We start from the raw sequence: 18601 nt of genomic DNA, 5'->3' as shown, positions 1-18601 counted from the left end.
GGTGAGCGCAATGAAAATAAATATTGGTGCTGAATTCTCAGTCGACCCTGCGGGAAGATACTATTCGGATGGGGATGCCAGTGGAGAGGCGTTTCGCGAGGAATACTTATTACCCGCCTTGCGGAAACTGGAGAAAGGCGAAAAGCTAACCATTATTTTAGATGACGGCATAGAGAGCTACGGCTCATCGTTTTTGTCTGAAGCTTTTGGAGGGATAGTTAAACATGGATACTTTGACTCAAAAACGTTACTAAATTTAATAGAGATTAAATTTAGTAACGAGGAGTTCGCCTTTTTTAAAGATCGCATTATTACATATGTGAACGAATCTAAATTTAACTCTGAAAAATACACACGGTCTAGTCAATGAACCCTGAAACTTATGTCCTCACTGTATTTATAGGTGTTGTGACGGGCTCTATATTGGGGTTTGTCTCAAACTTTACAATGGAGCAAATTAAAGAGTCAAACAAAAAGAAATTCAATTTAAAAATTGAGTTGCGAAACACTTTAATAGAGATAATGGACGACTCGATTTTATACTGGTCAGCAAAGAAGATGGACAAAACTGAAAGGCTGATATTAGGAAAGAAAATAAGAACTATGCTAATGCACCAAAATAACTGTATCGATAAATTTTTAAGCATAGCCTGTGCTAATTCGTCAACTTCCGACCGTATGACGCTAAGTAATTTCAAAGTCGAATCTTTTGAGGCTATTACTGGCGGAAATTTCGAAGGAAATGTTAAGTCTGACCTTTCGCGTAGCAGAAGAATAGCGTCGATTTATACCAAAGCGAGAATTTTAGTTAACAAATACTATTTTTAATCGATTAGATATAAGCTCCAAAGCCCCCTTCCGCTCCTCAAAGTAATCATGCCGATCATAAATCCCCTCTACCCCCTTCAGCTTGTGGTTCAAGCAACGCTCGGCCACGTGGCCGGGAACGCCTAAACTGGCCAACAGGGTACGGCAGGTGCGTCGCAAATCGTGTACTCGGAAGTACTCGATATCGCCCATAAGGTTTTCCGGCTGCTTTTTCTTACCGGGATCTTTGCCGAACATTTTGGCGATGGCTCGGTTTAAGGTATCAGAACCCATGTGCGGTTGCTTGGCGAGTCTTCTGCTGGGTAACACGTACTCGGAACCACAGGCCCGCAATTTAAGCTCTTTAAACATCTCTACGGCCAATTCAGGTAGTGGGATAACAAACCCTACGCCCGACTTGCTTCGTTCTTTAGGAAGCTCCCATGTAGCCTTTTCAAGGTCGAACTCTGCCCACTTTGCCTCACACAGCTCAGACTTCCTTACCCCCAACAGCAACAACAATGCACACGCTAAGTAATTGTCGCGGGTGAACACCATCGGGTTATCACGAAACACTTTGAATACGTGCTTAATTTCATCAAGTGTGAGCGCTCTGTCTCTACTTGCCTCTAAACCTCCTGCATCACTCACTTGAAAGGCGCTCGCCGGGTTTCCCCCGACGACGTCTAGCTTTATTCCGTGATTGAAAAGCTGCTTGCAGTACATGAGCGCATCGTTCGAGATGGTTGGCCGCCCTGAGTCATTGATCGAGGTAATGATTTTACGGATGTCTCGAGCCGTTACTTGATCAAGAGGAAGATCACCAATATGAGGCTGAATATCTTTGCGGTACACACGTGCGGGAATTTTCGAGTGCTTTAAGCGCTTCTCGTTGGTTTTCTGCCAATCTTCAAACAGATCGTCAACGGTAACGAACTCTTGTTCGGTAGCCTTACGCTTCAGGGCAATTGGGTTTTGCCCCTCACTCACTAAAACGCTCTGCTGAGCTGCTAGGCCACGTGCTTGCGCCAGCGAAATGTCATTCAGCTTGCCAAGTGTCATTTCACGACGTTTTTTGCCGACGCTATAACGGAACATCCAATAGGGAATGCCAGGCTCGCCAGAGGTAGTGGTGGGTACCACGAGATATAACCCACCACCATCAGCGTGTCGACCCACCTGGGATTTCGCGAGTTTTGTTACCTGAGTAGCAGTTAACTTGGCCAAAGCTATGATTCCTTTAGTATTTTTGGTGAAGGCAATTTACCCACCACCACAACTAAAGCGAACTATAGCATACCCACCGCTTTACCCACCACTTTTTAGTTATCAGCCACGAACGACAACGAACAACTACAACCCATTAAATCTACCAAGCTATTGATTTTAGAGGGATATTTAACAAATAAAAACAACTGGAATCATTATTCGATGTTTTGGATCTGCTCCCGCATCTGCTCTATCAGAACCTTCACTTCCACCGCTGCATTGGTAATGTCCGCATTAATCGATTTCGACCCGAGGGTGTTCGCTTCGCGGTTGAATTCTTGCATCATGAAGTCTAAGCGGCGGCCGCAGGCGCCACCTTTGCGCAGGACGTTGCGGGTTTCTTTAATGTGGCTGTCGAGGCGGTCGAGTTCTTCGGCGACGTCGGTTTTTTGTGCCAGTAATACCATTTCTTGGGCGAGGCGCTCGGAGTCGAGTTCCATTTGTGCTTCTTCGAATTTGCTGCGCAGGCGCTCGCGCTGCCATTCGAGTACTTCTGGCATGCGGGTGCGCACAAACGCGGCTTGGTCAGAAATGCCGTCGAGGCGGGCTTCGATTAAATCACGCATGTTGGCGCCTTCACTGGCGCGGGCGTCGATGAACGCCTGCATGGCGCGGTCGAAACCGGCAATCAGTTCAGCTTGAATGGCGTCCATGTCGGCTTCGGCGGCTTCCAGAACACCAGGCCAGCGCAGTACGTCAATCGGGTCAATTGAGGCTTTCGCGCCTTGGCTTTGTACCCACTCAGCGCTGCGCAATAAGGCAGTGGCTAGCGCTTCGTTAACCTTCAATTCGCTGCTTGCGCCAGGGTTGGCGGTAAAGCGTAATCCGCATTCTACTTTGCCGCGCTGTAAGGCTTTGCGCAGGCGCTCGCGCAGTACGGGCTCGACGCCACGGAATTGTTCTGGCAGGCGGAAGTAGGTTTCAAGGTAGCGCTGGTTCACTGAGCGCAGTTCCCAAACGGCGGTGCCCCAGTCGGCTTTCACTTCTTCACGGGCGTAGGCGGTCATACTGTAAATCATAAAATGGCTCTCTTTTTGTCGTGCTCAATTAAAAGGTCCATTTTGCTGTCAATTTCGCATTCAGAAGCAGCAAAATGTCCGCTTAGTATAGCGTTTCGCTGAGCTACTGGGAAATGGCCGCAGGGAAATGGCTACTGGGAAATGTCTACTGGGAAATGGTCGCAGCGAAATCACCCATATACCGCCTCGACCATTCGTGGCGAAAATGCGCCAAAACGCTTATACTATGCCCCCAGCCGATTCACCCACCTAAGCAAGAGGAATTCCCATGCGTCCAAGTGGCCGTACTGCTCAACAAATTCGCCCTGTTACCATTACTCGTAATTACACCCGTCATGCGGAAGGGAGTGTGCTGATTGAGTTCGGTGACACCAAGGTGTTGTGTAACGCCACGGTCCAAGAAGGGGTTCCACGCTTTTTGAAAGGCAAAGGTCAAGGTTGGGTCACTGCCGAATACGGCATGCTACCACGGGCGACGCATACGCGTTCTGACCGTGAAGCAGCGCGTGGTAAGCAAGGTGGCCGTACGATGGAAATTCAGCGCTTAATCGCTCGTTCACTGCGTGCCGCGGTGGACTTAAGTGCCTTAGGTGAGAACACCATTACCGTCGACTGCGACGTTATTCAGGCCGACGGTGGCACGCGCACGGCCTCGATCACGGGTGCGTGTGTGGCCTTGGTCGACGCGATTAACTACCTGCGCAAGAACAACATGGTCAAGTCGAACCCGCTGAAGTGCATGGTGGCAGCCATTTCGGTGGGTATTTATCGTGGTGAAGCCGTGGCCGACTTAGACTACCCAGAAGACTCGGAAGCCGACACCGACATGAACGTGGTGATGACGGACACGGGTAAAATCATCGAGATTCAAGGGACGGCAGAAGCCGAGCCATTTAGTTTTGAAGAAATGAACGACATGGTCGAGCTCGCCAAGCACGCCATTCGTGAACTTAACGACCTGCAAAAGGAGGCTTTGAATTCATGAAGGCTTATCAACGCGAGTTTATTGAATTTGCCTTGGGTAAAGGCGTCCTCAAATTCGGCGAGTTCACTTTAAAATCAGGCCGCACTAGCCCGTATTTTTTCAACGCTGGTTTATTTAATACCGGTGCAGACTTGGCCAAACTCGGTCGTTATTACGCCGCAGCGTTGCAAGACTCGGGCATTGAGTTCGACGTTCTTTTTGGGCCGGCCTACAAAGGCATTCCGATTGCCACGGCAGCGGCGGTAAGTCTGTTCGAGCACCATGGCAAAGACGTGCCCTACTGCTTTAACCGCAAAGAAGCCAAAACTCACGGCGAAGGCGGCAATCTAGTCGGCTCCGAGCTCAAAGGTCGGATTATGTTGGTTGACGATGTCATCACCGCCGGCACTGCCATTCGCGAGTCGATGGACATTGTTGAAGCCAATGGCGCTAGCCTTGCGGGCGTGTTGATTGCGTTAGACCGGCAGGAAAAAGGCAAAGGCGAGCTCAGTGCAATTCAGGAAGTGGAGCGCGACTACAATGCCAAAGTCATTGCTATTGTGACGCTTGGCGACATTATCGAGTACTTAAGCGAGCAACCGGGCCAAGAGGCCATGCTTGAGAAAGTGCGCGAGTATCGCCAGCAATACGGGATTTAAATCTTCGGTGGCTCGGGCAGGATTAAGCTAAACCGAGCGCCACCGAGCGGGCTATCGCTAATGTCGATACGCCCGCCATGCCACTCCATAATGCGGCTGACAATGGTTAGCCCTAAACCGGCACCACCGCTGTCTCGCGAGCGACTTTCTTCCAAACGCACAAACGGCTTCAAGATTTTCTGCCGCTCACTGGCGGGGATCCCTGGGCCATCATCATCCACGTGAATAGTCAATCCGCCACCGTTCGGCACACTTGGCGAAGCCACAACAACGCGAATACAGCTGGTCGCATAACGACTAGCATTCTGTAATAAGTTATTTAGCGCCCGTTCAATGTAATGGCCATCGCAGCGAAAAACTGCATGCTCCGGGCATTCGAGTTCTATTTTCTGTGTGGCATTGCGTTGGTACTTCTCGACCACGTGCAAACACAGCTCACTCACATCCACGTCTTCGCGTTCCATCAGCTCTTCTTGGGCTTCCATGCGCGCGTAGTCAAGCAAGGTGTCGACAATCTCTTCCATCTCGGCCACGTCTTCTTGCAGCGCTTCGGTTTTGGCTGGCGAGTCAGGCAAGGCTAAGGCAAATTTCATCCGTGCTAACGGCGTGCGTAAGTCGTGAGACACGGCATGGGTCAGGTCGCGCTGAATACCGAGTAAGTACCAAATGCGCTCGCGCATGGCGTTAAAGCTCGACGCTAACGGAAAAACCAGCGAACGCTTCGACAGTTCTAACGGCTTTTGGTCCGGCTGAGACACATAGCGCAGATGATGCTCAAGTCGTTTGAGGTCGCGTGACAACGGCCATAGCCAGACCGTTGTGACGGCGGCGAGAAGTAAAAAGAACAGCAAATGGTAGGCATACGTCGGCGACTCGGTCTCGTCAATCACTGGGCCAATGCGCCAAATATCGTCGCGGTGTTGGATATACACATACAGCTGGGTGCTGTCGCCAAACAAAATCACCGGCTCACCCGCAGCAAACTTACTTTGTTGCGCGCTCGGCCAGCGCACTTGTCCGGCACTGACTACTTGCACCGGCAAATCAAGCGCCTGTTCAAGCTGTTCGGGGCGCTCGATATACTGGCTTAAGTTCACAAACGACTCGGCCAAGGGCTCAACCCACGCCGGCATGTCGTTTTGTTGGCTGCTCCACAGCTGCTCGATGGTCCAGCCAAGGCCGACCACTGCAAGTAACAAAAAGCCGTAAAAGTGGAACGCCAGACGCCGCATGGGTTAGTCCCAAGCGTCGGCAACAAACACGTAGCCACGCCCCCACACGGTTTTTATGGCGTCGTCGCGGCCGGTGAATTCGGCCATTTTTTTGCGAATATTCGACACCCGCATATCAACGGTGCGGTCGACACCGTCATACTCTCGGCCAATCACGTCGAAGTGAATGGTTTCCCGCGTGACTAAATCGCCGGCGTGTTGGGCGAGGTACCATAAAAGGTCAAACTCGTGGCTGGTGAGCTTAATTTCATCGTCAGCAAAGCGCGCAGCCCGCGATTTAGCATTGAGTTTTAAGCGACCAAACTCTAGCGCTTTGCTGTTCTCCATGCTATCACGTGGCTGAAAACGACGCAGTAAGGCTTCAATGCGGGCAACCAGTACCTGTGGCTCTACCGGTTTCACTACATAGTCGTCAGCACCAATGCTAAGGCCGGTAATCTGGTCAACGTCGTGTTTGCGAGCGGTGAACATGAGTATCGGTCCCGGGTATTGTGGTCGCAGCTGGCGGCACAATTCAAAACCGTCGCGACCAGGCAACATCACGTCCAAAATAATCAGGTCGGGGTTCACATTCTTCACGGCGGCGACGACTTTACTGCCATTCGCTTCCCAGAACACCTGATAACCCTGCTGGGTCAGGTAGTCCTTAATTAGGTTTGCCAAACGGGTATCGTCTTCGGCAATCAGAATACGCGTACTCATTAAAACACACTCCATGGGCTACCAAGGCGGCGACGTGCTTTTGGAAACAGGCTTTGAATCTGCATTTCTGTGCTGGCCAGAATCTCGACGCTATTTAAAAACTGTTGGCGGCTGTTGCGACCGGTTCGTCTTGGGCGTTCGCGCCATTCACCGGCGGCGTTAAGTTCGCTGTCTTCAACGGTGAATAAGACAAGAATTTCGTCACCGAACCAAGTTAGGTCGCCAAGCCACGTGCCGACTTCCTCTTGGCGCCAGCAAGTCAAGACTTTTTCGTCGAAAGCTAAGCAAGCATTGAGCGGGGTTTCACTGCGCCAACTCACTGACACGGTTTCCTCGCACACGGCGGGTGCGTTTTCAGTGACGCACACTTGCGGTTGTACCCATAAGCAAAACGGTTCGGTACATAACAACTGTTCGTCAATGTCAGGCGAAAGGGTCGTTGGTTCTGCTGAACTCGTTTCCTGCATTGCCGCTGATGTCGGCGCGGTAAAAGTAAATACCCCAGAGAGGAGCAGCAGGCTAGCTAAGTAATTAAAACGCATAGCTCACCCCCAGAAAAAATGTGGTGGTGGTGTCTTTGGTCACCAATGGGCTATCGGCGACACCGTCACCAAGCCACATGACGCGGGCGGAGCTGACTAAGCTTAAGCGCTCTCGCAACGGGTATTGCCAGTGGAGCGACATGGCCGGTTGCATCACGGCCTTACCGCGATAGTGATAAATCGGTGCGACGTTATCACGACTCGAAATACCGTAATAATAATCAACGAGCTTATCGCTCTTATAGGTTAACTCCCCTTTCACTTGGAAGTTGCCAAGCCCTGTTGGCACGCCTTGGCTCACCATGAATGCGGCCGAATAACCGTTATGTTTATTGCGGATGTCCTGCTGCACAGCAAGGCCCACATGGGTGCGCTCTGCTGGGTAATAATCAACGCGAATACCGGCGTCGATTGCCCATGCACGTTTGGCTACATTGTCGACATCGGGCAAGATTTCTTCATCGTCAGTAAAGTCACCCCAACCACCGCTTGGTTGCATGCTGGTGCTCGACAAACCACCGCTATAGGCATCCCCAAACCAATAACCGGTAATGCTATCGGTAAAGTAGCTGAACTCGGTGTTGAGCTTGGTGAATATCGACACTTCGTGGCGGCGTGACTGTTTAATGCTGTAACCGAGCATGCCGTTGTCGAAGAAGAATTTTTCACCGTAGTAGCTGACGTCCGGCAACACATAAAACGACAGCGGATCGGTGCCACGGATAATCGACGAGCGCTCGCCATAACCCATGGCCACACGCACATTTATTTGGTTAATGAATACTTTCAGGCTGTCGTTAAACTGCGCAAGAGTCGTGTCGTTGGTGGACTGAGTGTGCTCGGGTTCGGCCGCACGTTCTGCCGCAAGTTCAGGCGTAAGTTCGGAATGGGTTTGCCCATGCGCAAACGCCAGCGGCGCAAGTAGCGCACTGGCGAAAATCATGCTGAACACGGTCGTTCTTGTCGCAGTAGTTCTGGTTTTGACGGCCAAAGTTTGTTCCTTTCCCAAACCGACTCTAACTTGTTTTAACTCTAACAAAAGTCGGCTTGGGCTGCGCTAACAAGTTGGCAAAAATGACAATTTGTTACAATTTTACGGCGCTTGAATTGCAACGCCGATCACGCCATTGGTAACTTGGCAACGGCCGGCTGTGCGCTCAATTTCGCTGTCTTCACTGGCGAGCATTTGCAGCACGAATGTTTCCTGCAACAAGCGTAATTGCTGACTGCCACGACACACACTGTCGAGGTTGTCATACACGCCGGTGTCACCTAAAAAGCGGGTGGTAATACTTTCGAGGCGCTGTGGTTGCTGTGCGGCTAACACTGCGGTATGTAAGCGCCCACTTTCAATGCGACCCATGCTACCTGAGCGTAAGTAATGGAATGTCGCAGCAAGCATGCTGTCATTGCCTTGCGCCCCTTCAAGGAACAAGGCGCCGTCTTGGCCAATTAATTCAAACGCGCCACTGGCCGAATTCATCAGCATAGCGGTATCACGGTCGAGGCCAATCGCTAATGGTGCGTTGGTGCTTGCGGCTAAGCGCAGCAGGCGACCTTGGCGGCCACGGTGTGACACATCTGTGTCGACAATAAGGTTGCGCAGCATGCCAAAACCACCAAGCGGCTCATAGGTCAGGCTGTTCGGGTTTAAACCGCGCGGGCAGGTGTTGTCGAGGTCGCAACCTGGCATCGGTGCAGTTGCCGCAAAGGCGCCGTTGCGAATGGCGTCACGGCTATGGCCATTGGTGAGCATATTCGTCGCTACCATGGCTTGTGCACCTGCACCAGCGCCACCGACAGCAAGCTTGCCTTCACTAAAGCGTGTCTGCAGCAGCGCTAACTCGGCGCTGCCTTGTAGGGCACGGAACAAACGTTGTGCGCTACCACCCGTGAAAAACACTGCGCTAGCTTGTTGAATCAGCTGCTCGGCCTGGGCCACGTTACTACAATAAGCAAGTTGCTCGGCATGCCGACTCGGATGCACCCGATCACGGTCGTAGTTCCCGCTGAGCTGGCGACGGTAGCTCTCTAATGCCCGGCATTCATTGGCTTCACGAGCAGCACGGACGGCGACGTCAGCCGGCAGCCACACCGCATCGGCTCCCGCTTGTTTAAATGCGGCAACGTGCGAGTCGACGCTGCGGAATGTATCGCGCTCACCAGCGGTCACTACCAGAATTAACGGTTTACCTTCGCGCCCATTCCGTTGCTGTTGGTCTTCCGCCATAGCCACAAAACGAGTGACGAACTCGGCGCTGTAATCCGCATTGGCTGCCAAATTGACGTGTTCGTCGAGGCCTTCTAAACGCGGCATTTCCAAGTTATCGAGCACGCGATCATATTCGGCTTCCGACAAGCGCATTAATAAATCAAGGTAGGCGCGCGAGCGAAAACGTTCGACGAGGCGATACTCAGGCACCACGCCACGAGCAAAGAAGTCGACCATTTCTTCGAGCACTACACTCAATTCTTCGCGTACTTCATCGCGTTCACGCGGCCACACCGCGCGGCGCAATGCTTCGCGGCGGCGCACATCGGTTAATTGAAACAACCGTGCGGTACGCATTTCATTGGCATTTATCCAGTCGGTGCTGCTGCAGTAGTCGGAATTCATACTGGAACACAGGCGCAATTCGCTGCCGGTGAGCATCACGTTCCATTGCGGGTCAGTGCTGCTTTGCGCATGGGCGGGTGTCACACTTTGCACGAGCGCTAGCACCACGAGGACACTCGCAGACAGGGCGAAGGCGCTGGAAAGCGTAACTTTCCAGAGGCGGGACCAAAAACTACTCATGATTCGGTTACCTGTGTTGTAAATTCATCAATTCGGCCAATGCTTTCGGGCGATAGAAATAATACCCTTGCATGGCGTGACACTGTTTTTCGCGACAGAAGGCTAATTGTGCCTCTGTTTCTACCCCTTCGACCACAACTTTCTTGTTGAGGTTCAGTGCCAATGAAATTGCTGCGTCAGCAACTTTAAAGGCATCGGTACCTGGGGTGAGGTCGCTAATAAACGCGCGATCGATCTTAATTACATCAACAGGCAGCTTATAAAGCAAACTTAAACTTGAATAACCGATACCAAAATCGTCAATTGCGACTTGGATACCTAAGGCGCGGAGTGCCTCAAGCGTGTCTTTGGCGCTGGTCTTGTCGTCAAGGAAAAGACTTTCGGTGACTTCAATCTGTAACACCACATTCGACTCTTGGGCTTGGGCATGCACTTCTTTTAACAGATCCATGACAATGCCACGGGTGAAGCACAAGGGTGAAATATTCACCGACACGTAGGTTTTTTCTTCTTGGCCAATTTGCGCAAGTTTCGGAATGTCATCGCTTACCCGCGCCAAAATTTGTTCAGTTAGCTCGACAATTTGACCGGTTTGTTCAGCAATTGGAATAAACACGCCCGGTGGAATAAAACTGCCGTCCTCTTGTGGCCAACGCGCCAGCGCTTCAAAACCGGAAATCACATTCGACTGTGTGCCGACAATCGGTTGGTAATGCACGCTAAATTCTTGGCTATTCATTCCCTGCTGAATTCGCGTACGCATACTCAGGCGCTCGTTGTAACTCAATAGCATGTCTTTGCGGAACCACGTGACATTATTACCACCCGAGCTTTTCGCCTCGGTCATGGCAATATCTGCTCGTTGAATCAGCTCATCGGCGCTGTCGTCAAAGCGCATGGCTTGGGCAATACCGATACTGGCGGGCGCAATCACTTCGACACCATCGAGCATATAAGGCTTGCGTAGTTGCTGTTGCAAAGTACTGCTAAGTTTCGTCACCACGGCTTTATTGGCGTTGGGCACCATCACCACAAACTCGTCGCTACTGAAGCGCGACACAATACTGTTTTTCGGCAGCTCAGCTTTTATGCGCTGACCGGTTTCGAGCAATATTTGGTTACCCGCCTTCAGGCCTAAGGTGTCGTTAATCGCTTTAAAGCCATCGAGATCTATAAACAGGACAAAGTTAGCCGTGACGTCCCGCGCCACGCTGTATTGCAAAGCAAGTTCTTGTTCAAACACGTCGCGGCGAATTAGGTTGGTCACACCGTCATAGGTGGCTAGTTGTTTGAGCTTTATTTCTTCTTGGCGGAGGCGGTTGTTGGCGTCGATGATAATCACCAATAGGAAGGAAACAATGCCACCAATGAGAAAGACCAGTTTGTTCACTCGTGCGCTGCGCCACAGCTCATCCGTATCACGCAACGTAACGTAAAACGTCAGGGGTGCGTCGATAATCTCGAAGGCGTGACGAATCGAGAACGGGTGCTCTGCATGGAAGCTATCGCGGGTATATAAAGCAAATTCGGGGGTGTTCGCCGGTAAAATAAAGTTTTGAGCGATTTCAATATGCACTTCAAACGAGCGCAAAAACTCAATTGGGGTGTAGTCGAGCAGCTTCTGTAGGTCGACTGCCATAGTCGCTTGCGGTGCGCCGTTTTGTGAACGAATGGGAACAGTAAAGAATAAAATGGGACGCTCTGCATACACCGAAGAAGCAGTTACCGTATACGCCTCTTGACCCAGCATACGTTGCAGCCAAGGCGTGGGTGGCACTGCTAGCGTATACAAGTCGGTTCCCATTACGTTGCCATTCGCTTTGACGAAATAGCTAAATTCGCCGTCTGGGTTGTGTACGCTAATCCCTAAAGCCGCAGGGAAATCACGCAATAACAATTGTGCGTCGTGCCTAAATGCATCAGCATTTTCGGCGTACATGAGGTTGGAAACACGCTTCAAGGCATCACGTAATTCCAATAGTTGGTTGTTAATTTGGCCAGCAATTTGCTCTTGCAGAATTTGGCCGCGCTCGTTCACATCGCGTACGGCTGCAGCCGAAAGCGAAAACCACACCAGTATCGTCACTAAGCTGACGACAACAGAAGGTGTAAGCAGCTTGTAGTCGAAATGCAGCGATTCCCGATACCAATGCGAACGAATCAACATCATGATGCCGGTGAGCAATAACATGAGCGCAACAGCAATGAATATGACCGAGCCCGGCGCGTATAAGTTAGCGGTATTCGGTATCCAACTATAAACCAGAATCGCGCCCGTTAAGGCTAACGATAACCAACCGGTAAAGCGCCACAATGCGCGCACTAGCGGCCGCTTTAAACTAAGCGCTAGAGACAAGCCTAAAAGAAATAAGTGGATAGCTACGAGGACGACGATCCAACCGAAAAAGTCGCCGATGCCAAAATATTCACTGGTGATGTTGCTATAAAACGACAGTGAGGCGAGCAGCATGAAGGCAACACCGAACAACAATAAGAGCAGATTGTAGCCGCGGCCAGCGATAATAAAAGCAACCGCTGTGAAGAAAATTGCGAGCGGTGTACGGAGCGGAATAATGTCGATTAAGGTCTGGTCAGTGACCACAAAGTGGAAAAAGCAGCCGATAATACCGAGTAAGGCCGCCGAAATCGCGGAAAAGTAGTAAGCAGCGCTAGCAGCGGTTCGGGAGTTATAGGTCACGGAAACTTCGATTCCTTTTTCATTACTCTGCGACAATATGTGTCGCTTCTTATCTATTCAACCTGAATTTATCGGGTGAAACAACCATTCGATTACAAAATTTTAACCAGATTAAACATTTTTTAAATTCCGGCTTTCTTTAGTATCAGCACAGTTACTCTAAAAGTATCGGCAACTTCACTGGCTTCTTTACCTCTTTTTCGAACTAAAAGAGGTATAATGCCGATGTTTTTATCAGGTCTCTTATCAGCGGAGAAAAGATGTTTCACATTGTTCTGCACACGCCCGTTATGCCGGCAAATACCGGCAAACGTGCAACCCGTATTATTTAGAATGGTTTTGTTAGCCCCCAATTTGAAAACAGGGTGTTCTGTCAAACCGACCATGTGTTAACTATGTAGAGTTACTGTGTACTATGCATGGCCTTTTAGCGTGGTAATTCATCTATTATTACCGGTTATAATCTGCTACACTGAGCCTAAATTTTAGCTCAGGCTTAACCGGACTTTCCATGCGTCACGCACTTTTATCAATAATGACTCTGATATTGCTCGCTCAGCTTTCTTTGGCTGGTACGGCTGTGCATCAGTTGCATTTGAGTGAACAACGACATGATGACAGTCAAACCTCCCATATACACCTTGAGCTTCAGGCAACCACTGCAATTTCAGCAGAATTAAGCGATTCAGACTTTAACGAGCTATGTCTCGACTGCCAGTGTCATGGCGGTATCTCGATGATGACTGATTATTCTCAAACGACAGACATAGCGCTACTGCCTTCTAGAGTCGTGCTGTTACCGGTGCGTTTCAGTTCTCTCTTTCCTGATCCCTCATTTCGCCCTCCCATCGCATAACTTTATTTCTTCTATATCTAGGATTACTTGAACTCGCTTATATAGCGGGTGGATTTGTGTACTAAATACTTACCGGAAATATTTTTATGAAAATCATATCAAGCACTGCTTATATAGCGGGGCGTGTGGTCCAGTGTATCTTAGCAAAATGTACCTTCGCCGTTGTGCTGAGCACGATAATCAGTGCGTGTTTTATTGGGGCTGCGGTTGCACATGATGATAATCACGACGATGAACAAAGCGGCCAAGTTACATTGACAAATGAGCAGCAAAGACTTGCTGGGATTGAGGTTGAACAGGCAGTGGGTTCAGGGTTTTCACTGCAGACAACGGTGCCCGGGCAACTTTTGAATGACCGGGCGCGCAGTATTGTGATTGCCCCACAACTGGACGTACGAATTATCCATTACGATGCAAGCATCGGCCAAAGTGTAGCTGTCGGAGATGCGCTTTTGACCATTGGTGGGCGAGAGATTGCTGACGCTCAGGCAGATTTCGTACTGGCAGCGCAGGAGTTATCTCGCATTCAACGTATGGAAGAAGGCGTAGTCAGCGATACAGTTCGGGAAGAGGCCAGAATTGAGGCCGAGCGGCGGCGTGCCGTGTTGCGCTCGGTGTTTATGACGGACGCACAAATCACTGCATTGCTTAGTTGTTCTGACTGTATTGGTCAGGTTCAGGTGTTATCACCGATGGCCGGGAAAGTGCAGTTATCACCGGAACAACTACAGTACTCCGCCGGGCAGGCTCTATCAGGCGGAACATCTCTTTTGCGGGTTAACGATGAATCAACGCTGTGGGTGGCCGCAGAGTTGCCGGTAAGACACCGGTTGCCCCTGGAAGCGGGGCAGTCTGTTGTTGTTAACGTGAATGGAGAGTTGGTAACCGGAGAGGTGTTGAGCCGAGGTCATTACGTGTCGTCTGTGACCCAAACTGAGCAGATCCTTATTTCTGTAGATAACCGTTCGACTCATTGGCATGCCGGACAGTTTGCTGAAGTTCATTTACCGTCTGCTGAACAGCAGGGCGTACTCGTACCTAATGCAGCATTGCACCGTCAGGAGGGTAATCAATGGCGCGTATTCGTGCAAAATGAACAAAATACGTTTAGTTCTGTTGAGGTTACCGTGTTGGAGAGCCAAGGTGGACTTCATCTTGTCAGTGGTATTGAACCAGGTGCCAGGTTGGTCATGAAAGGTGCATTTTTTATCGCATCTGAACTGGCAAAAGATGGTTTCGATACCCACAACCATTAAGGAGCTAAGCAATGTTTTCTACACTTTTAAGTCGTCTGATTCAGTTCCGCTTAATGGTATTCATCCTGTTGAGTGTTTTTATTGGCGGGGTAATTTTTACTATTCCTCGACTAAATTTAGATGCATTTCCAGACGTAACCAATGTACAGGTGACGGTTAACACTCAGGCCAATGGTCTGGCAGCCGAAGAAGTTGAACAGTTGATTACCTATCCGCTTGAATCATCAATGTACGCTTTAACGGGAGTGACAGAGGTGCGTTCGTTATCCCGCACTGGTTTGTCGGTGGTAACTGTTGTTTTTGCAGACGGTACTGATATTTATTTTGCCCGCCAGCAAGTATTTGAAAAGCTTAGTGAAGCGCGCGAGATGATTCCTGAACAGCTTGGAATACCTGAAATGGGGCCTAATACGTCCGGCCTTGGTGAGGTATTCCAATACACATTGCGCTCAGATAATCCGGCGTACGATGCGGCTGCTTTACGCACATTGAATGATTTTCTGGTCAAGTTACTGTTGATGCCCGTGGATGGAGTCACTGAAATCTTGTCCTTCGGTGGGCCAGTTCTGCAGTACCAGGTGCAAATTGATCCCGTACGCCTTCTAGAATATGACCTGACTATGGAGCAGGTCTTTAGCACATTGGCCGATAATAACCTGAATGCTGGTGGCTGGTTTATGCCTCAGGGTGATAATCAGTTAGTCGTTCGTGGTGCAGGTATGCTGCCAGCGGGTGATGCTGGGCTGGAGGCTATTCGTCAACTACCAATTATACAACGTCAGGGAATTCCGGTGCGAATTGGCGATGTTGCATCGGTAGGTTTTGGCCATGAAATCCGAGTGGGTGCAGTCACAATGACTGAAAAAAATGAGTCAGGTGAGACCGAGGCTCTGGGCGAAGTGGTTGCTGGCATTATTTTGCAGCGGACAGGTGCGAATACAAAGGCTGTTATCGATGGTATTGAAGCGCGTTTAGATAGTATCAATAGCGCCCTCCCTGAGGGCGTATACCTTGAAGCGTACTATGATCAGTCGCACTTGATTGAAAGAGCGGTAACTACAATCAGGGATGCTGTTTTTTTTGCGTTTGTGCTGATTGTCTTGGTTTTGCTTGGATTTTTAAGAAACATCCGCGCTTCAGTGTTAGTGCTTTTATCGATCCCGTTGTCAATAGGGGTTGCGCTGCTTTTTATGCATCAGTGGGGAATTTCAGCCAACCTGATGTCGTTGGGCGGATTAGCTATTGCAACAGGCTTGATGATTGATGCGTCGGTCGTGATGGTCGAGCGGATTTTTCAACGACTTACAGCATCGCAAAGTACCCGGCCCATGACAGTGACTGAGCATATTATTGAAGCGGGTCAGGAGGTTGCCCGGCCAGTTATGTTTGCAACGTTGATTATCATGACTGTGTTTGTTCCTTTATTTTTTCTTGAAGGGGTGGAAAGTAAGTTATTTCAGCCTATGGCGGTCAGCGTCATTTTAGGTTTGGCAGGCTCCTTAATAGTTGCGTTAGTTATAGTGCCACCGCTTGCATCGTACTTATTCAAAAAAGCGCCTAAACATGTTGAGCCGAAGATATACCATATTGTTGAACGCGGCTTTATTCGGGGCCTTACCCTGAGTTTGAAAAAGCCGCTATGGGTAGGGGTGGTTACGCTGGCATTTGTCAGCATAGCAGTGCTGCTTGGTCCACGACTGGAAACAGAGTTTGCCCCGGAACTGGAAGAAGGAACAATTAATATGCGGGTTACTCTGGCACCGTCGGCAAATCTGGATACTTCCATTCGTGTAGCACAGCAACTGGAAGGCATGCTGATGGACTTCCCGGAAGTAACCTACGCTTTATCGCGTATAGGCGCCCCTGAGTTGGGTGGAGATCCTGAGCCTATTAATAATATCGAAATGTACATCGGTTTAACCGACATGGCGGCGTGGCAGACCGCAGCCACCCGCGAAGAACTGCAAAGTAAAATGAATGAAGTGCTGGGTGAGCTACCTGGTGTTGTACTCAATTTTTCTCAGCCTATAGCAACACGGGTTGATGAGCTGTTATCCGGGGTTCGGGCGCAATTGGCGATCAAGTTATTTGGCTCTGATTTGGGTGTTCTGGCGGAAAAGGGCGAGGAACTACAACGTTTAGTGGATGCTATCCCCGGAACTACCGATGTGGCGCTGGAGCAAATTAGTGGTGAAGAGCAATTAACTATTCGCCCTGATTATACCGCAATGTCCCGTTACGGATTTGATGTTGCAGACTTGATGGCCTGGGTACGTTTAGGTGTGGGTGGAGAAAATGCGGGGCAGATTCTGGATGGTAATGCCCGTCATGATATAAATGTACGACTTCATTCTGACTTTCGTGCCTCACCAGAGTCCATTGCGCGTATTCCGCTAAAAACAGCCAGCGGAGCAATTGTTTTATTGGGAGATATAACTGAAATCACGCGTGAATCGGCAGCTCCGATGATTCGCCGCGAAAACGCCCAGCGCCGAATTGTCATTGAGTCTAATATCAGTGGCCGGGCTATGGGTAGTGTGGTTGCTGATATTCAATCGGCAATCCAGCAGTTTGACTTACCTGCCGGCTATACGATTGAAATAGGCGGACAGTTTGAGAATCAGCAGCGAGCGCAGCAACGGTTAATGGTAGTGGTACCGGTATCTCTGCTGATTATTACGCTATTTCTGTACCTGGCTTTTCGCTCCATTAAACAGGTGGCTTTGGTAGTAACTAATGTGCCTGTGGCCCTTGTCGGCGGGGTTATTGCTCTGTACCTAAGTGGAACATATTTATCAGTGCCGAGCGCTATTGGTTTTATAACTGTTTTTGGTGTAGCAATGCTAAATGGCGTGGTATTACTAGATGCGATTAATGGCTTACGGCAGCGTGGAATGTCAGTGCAGGACGCTGTGCTACAAGGCACAGCAAGCCGTTTACAGCCTGTCTTGATTACCGCCATAACCTCAATACTTGCGTTAGTGCCTATTTTATTGTCGCAGGGAATTGGCAGTGAAATTCATAAACCGTTGGCAACTGTAGTTCTGGGAGGACTAATCACTTCAACAGTACTGACCCTGTTTGTTATTCCGACTTTATATACACTGATATATAAAGAAAAGGGAAACAACAAGGCGTAGCAATTAGTCCGGCCATTAGAAGCGCTGCTTGCAGTGGAGGTATTCAGCATCTTTAAAAAAGGTTTACTTTATAAAAGCTTTTGCAGGTGTCTGTTTTGCATGTCTTTATTGGGTTATCTGATACCGTTCGAGACATGAATACCGTACAAGTCTTCGATGTGCATGCGGATATCTTGATAGCTGGTACCCAGCGAAAACAGCGCAATAATTTTACGCTCGAGCTCATCTGTTAAATGCGTCTGGTGCTTTTTCACGAGCTGAGGCTCAAAGGTCCCCGCATGGTCGCGTGGTGTATTCAACTCAAAGCTACCAGCGGGACTTTTTACTGTTTTAGCGGTCGAGCCATTTTTGCGATTTGGCTGCGCTTTGTTCGTCAAGCTCAGCCTGCATGGCTGCTTCCGTCAGCTGCTTGATGAGTGGTGTTAGGATACCGTCTTTACCAGTAAGGTCTTTGCCTTCACGCAATTGCTTTAAGGCGGCGTCGATATCGAAGTCTGGTTTGGTCATGTATCATCTCTTTTTTATATAGTTTATCGAGATGACACAGAATTCTGAACACTACCAAAATCGTGTGCGAGTTAAATTGAAGCTTCTATTGCTGCATTTCGGGCATGATAAAAAGTGATCCGAATCCATTTGACAAGACATCGGCTTCTGTAA

15 protein-coding genes and 1 pseudogene are annotated in these 18601 nt (G+C 49.6%); 6 read left to right on the top strand and 10 right to left on the bottom strand.

Annotation, left to right across the window (positions count from 1 at the left end):
* Positions 1-10: 10 nt before the first annotated feature.
* Together CWE06_RS09970 and CWE06_RS09965 are read left to right on the top strand one after the other, a co-directional pair.
* Positions 11-370 carry an STAS-like domain-containing protein gene (locus CWE06_RS09970; protein ID WP_126793675.1) on the top strand — a complete coding sequence of 120 codons (360 nt, stop codon included), beginning with the start codon at positions 11-13 and terminating at the stop codon, positions 368-370.
* Complete coding sequence (locus tag CWE06_RS09965) at positions 367-828, top strand: hypothetical protein (RefSeq protein ID WP_126793673.1); 462 nt, start codon at positions 367-369, stop codon at positions 826-828. The genes CWE06_RS09970 and CWE06_RS09965 overlap by 4 nt, the downstream gene beginning before the upstream one ends.
* Here CWE06_RS09965 and CWE06_RS09960 read toward each other — a convergent pair.
* Complete coding sequence (locus CWE06_RS09960; RefSeq protein WP_126793671.1) at positions 805-2034, bottom strand: tyrosine-type recombinase/integrase; 1230 nt, start codon at positions 2032-2034, stop codon at positions 805-807. The genes CWE06_RS09965 and CWE06_RS09960 overlap by 24 nt on opposite strands.
* A 197-nt stretch (positions 2035-2231) precedes the next feature.
* On the bottom strand, positions 2232-3095 hold the full coding sequence (locus CWE06_RS09955; protein WP_126793670.1) for a YicC/YloC family endoribonuclease: 864 nt from the start codon (positions 3093-3095) through the stop codon (positions 2232-2234).
* Positions 3096-3363: 268 nt separating this feature from the next.
* Here CWE06_RS09955 and rph point away from each other — a divergent pair, with 268 nt between their 5' ends.
* Together rph and pyrE are read left to right on the top strand one after the other, a co-directional pair.
* A complete protein-coding gene (gene rph / locus CWE06_RS09950) occupies positions 3364-4080 on the top strand; it encodes a ribonuclease PH (protein WP_126793668.1) in 717 nt (238 codons plus the stop codon).
* The gene (gene pyrE, locus CWE06_RS09945; RefSeq protein ID WP_126793666.1) at positions 4077-4718 is read left to right on the top strand and encodes an orotate phosphoribosyltransferase; all 642 of its coding nucleotides are present in this window, start codon (positions 4077-4079) and stop codon (positions 4716-4718) included. Before rph ends, pyrE begins: the two co-directional genes overlap by 4 nt.
* On the opposite strand, the gene CWE06_RS09940 is transcribed toward pyrE, so the two are convergent.
* From CWE06_RS09940 to CWE06_RS09910, 7 genes are all read right to left on the bottom strand, one after another.
* Positions 4715-5950, bottom strand: coding sequence for an ATP-binding protein (locus tag CWE06_RS09940; protein ID WP_126793665.1), 1236 nt, complete (start codon positions 5948-5950; stop codon positions 4715-4717). The two genes, pyrE and CWE06_RS09940, sit on opposite strands and share 4 nt — an antisense overlap.
* Before the next feature lie 3 nt (positions 5951-5953).
* Complete coding sequence (locus tag CWE06_RS09935; protein ID WP_198679086.1) at positions 5954-6652, bottom strand: response regulator; 699 nt, start codon at positions 6650-6652, stop codon at positions 5954-5956.
* Positions 6652-7194, bottom strand: a complete 543-nt coding sequence (locus tag CWE06_RS09930) for a DUF3019 domain-containing protein (RefSeq protein WP_126793661.1) — start codon at positions 7192-7194, stop codon at positions 6652-6654. The genes CWE06_RS09935 and CWE06_RS09930 overlap by 1 nt, the downstream gene beginning before the upstream one ends.
* Positions 7184-8137 carry a MipA/OmpV family protein gene (locus tag CWE06_RS09925; protein WP_241972541.1) on the bottom strand — a complete coding sequence of 318 codons (954 nt, stop codon included), beginning with the start codon at positions 8135-8137 and terminating at the stop codon, positions 7184-7186. The genes CWE06_RS09930 and CWE06_RS09925 overlap by 11 nt, the downstream gene beginning before the upstream one ends.
* A gap of 150 nt (positions 8138-8287) precedes the next feature.
* Entirely contained in the window at positions 8288-9991 is a 1704-nt protein-coding gene (locus tag CWE06_RS09920; protein ID WP_126793657.1) for a type 1 glutamine amidotransferase family protein, read from the bottom strand.
* A gap of 7 nt (positions 9992-9998) precedes the next feature.
* The gene (locus CWE06_RS09915; RefSeq protein WP_126793655.1) at positions 9999-12689 is read right to left on the bottom strand and encodes a putative bifunctional diguanylate cyclase/phosphodiesterase; all 2691 of its coding nucleotides are present in this window, start codon (positions 12687-12689) and stop codon (positions 9999-10001) included.
* Between the two features lie 122 nt (positions 12690-12811).
* On the bottom strand, positions 12812-13075 hold the full coding sequence (locus CWE06_RS09910; RefSeq protein WP_126793653.1) for a hypothetical protein: 264 nt from the start codon (positions 13073-13075) through the stop codon (positions 12812-12814).
* A 556-nt stretch (positions 13076-13631) separates the two neighbouring features.
* Here CWE06_RS09910 and CWE06_RS09905 point away from each other — a divergent pair.
* Both CWE06_RS09905 and CWE06_RS09900 read left to right on the top strand, forming a co-directional pair.
* Complete coding sequence (locus tag CWE06_RS09905) at positions 13632-14801, top strand: efflux RND transporter periplasmic adaptor subunit (protein WP_126793651.1); 1170 nt, start codon at positions 13632-13634, stop codon at positions 14799-14801.
* 11 nt (positions 14802-14812) lie between these two features.
* A complete protein-coding gene (locus CWE06_RS09900) occupies positions 14813-17941 on the top strand; it encodes an efflux RND transporter permease subunit (protein ID WP_126793649.1) in 3129 nt (1042 codons plus the stop codon).
* A gap of 122 nt (positions 17942-18063) precedes the next feature.
* Here the strand turns inward: CWE06_RS09900 and CWE06_RS09895 are convergent.
* Positions 18064-18448: pseudogene (locus tag CWE06_RS09895) on the bottom strand (transposase); the annotation flags it as partial.
* Positions 18449-18601 lie beyond the last annotated feature (153 nt).

The sequence above is a fragment of the Aliidiomarina haloalkalitolerans genome (assembly GCF_003987315.1).
GTDB classification, from domain to species: Bacteria; Pseudomonadota; Gammaproteobacteria; order Enterobacterales; family Alteromonadaceae; genus Aliidiomarina; species Aliidiomarina haloalkalitolerans.
Note: the sequence above shows the minus strand (reverse complement) of the source record. Positions and strands in the feature narration are given on the sequence as shown.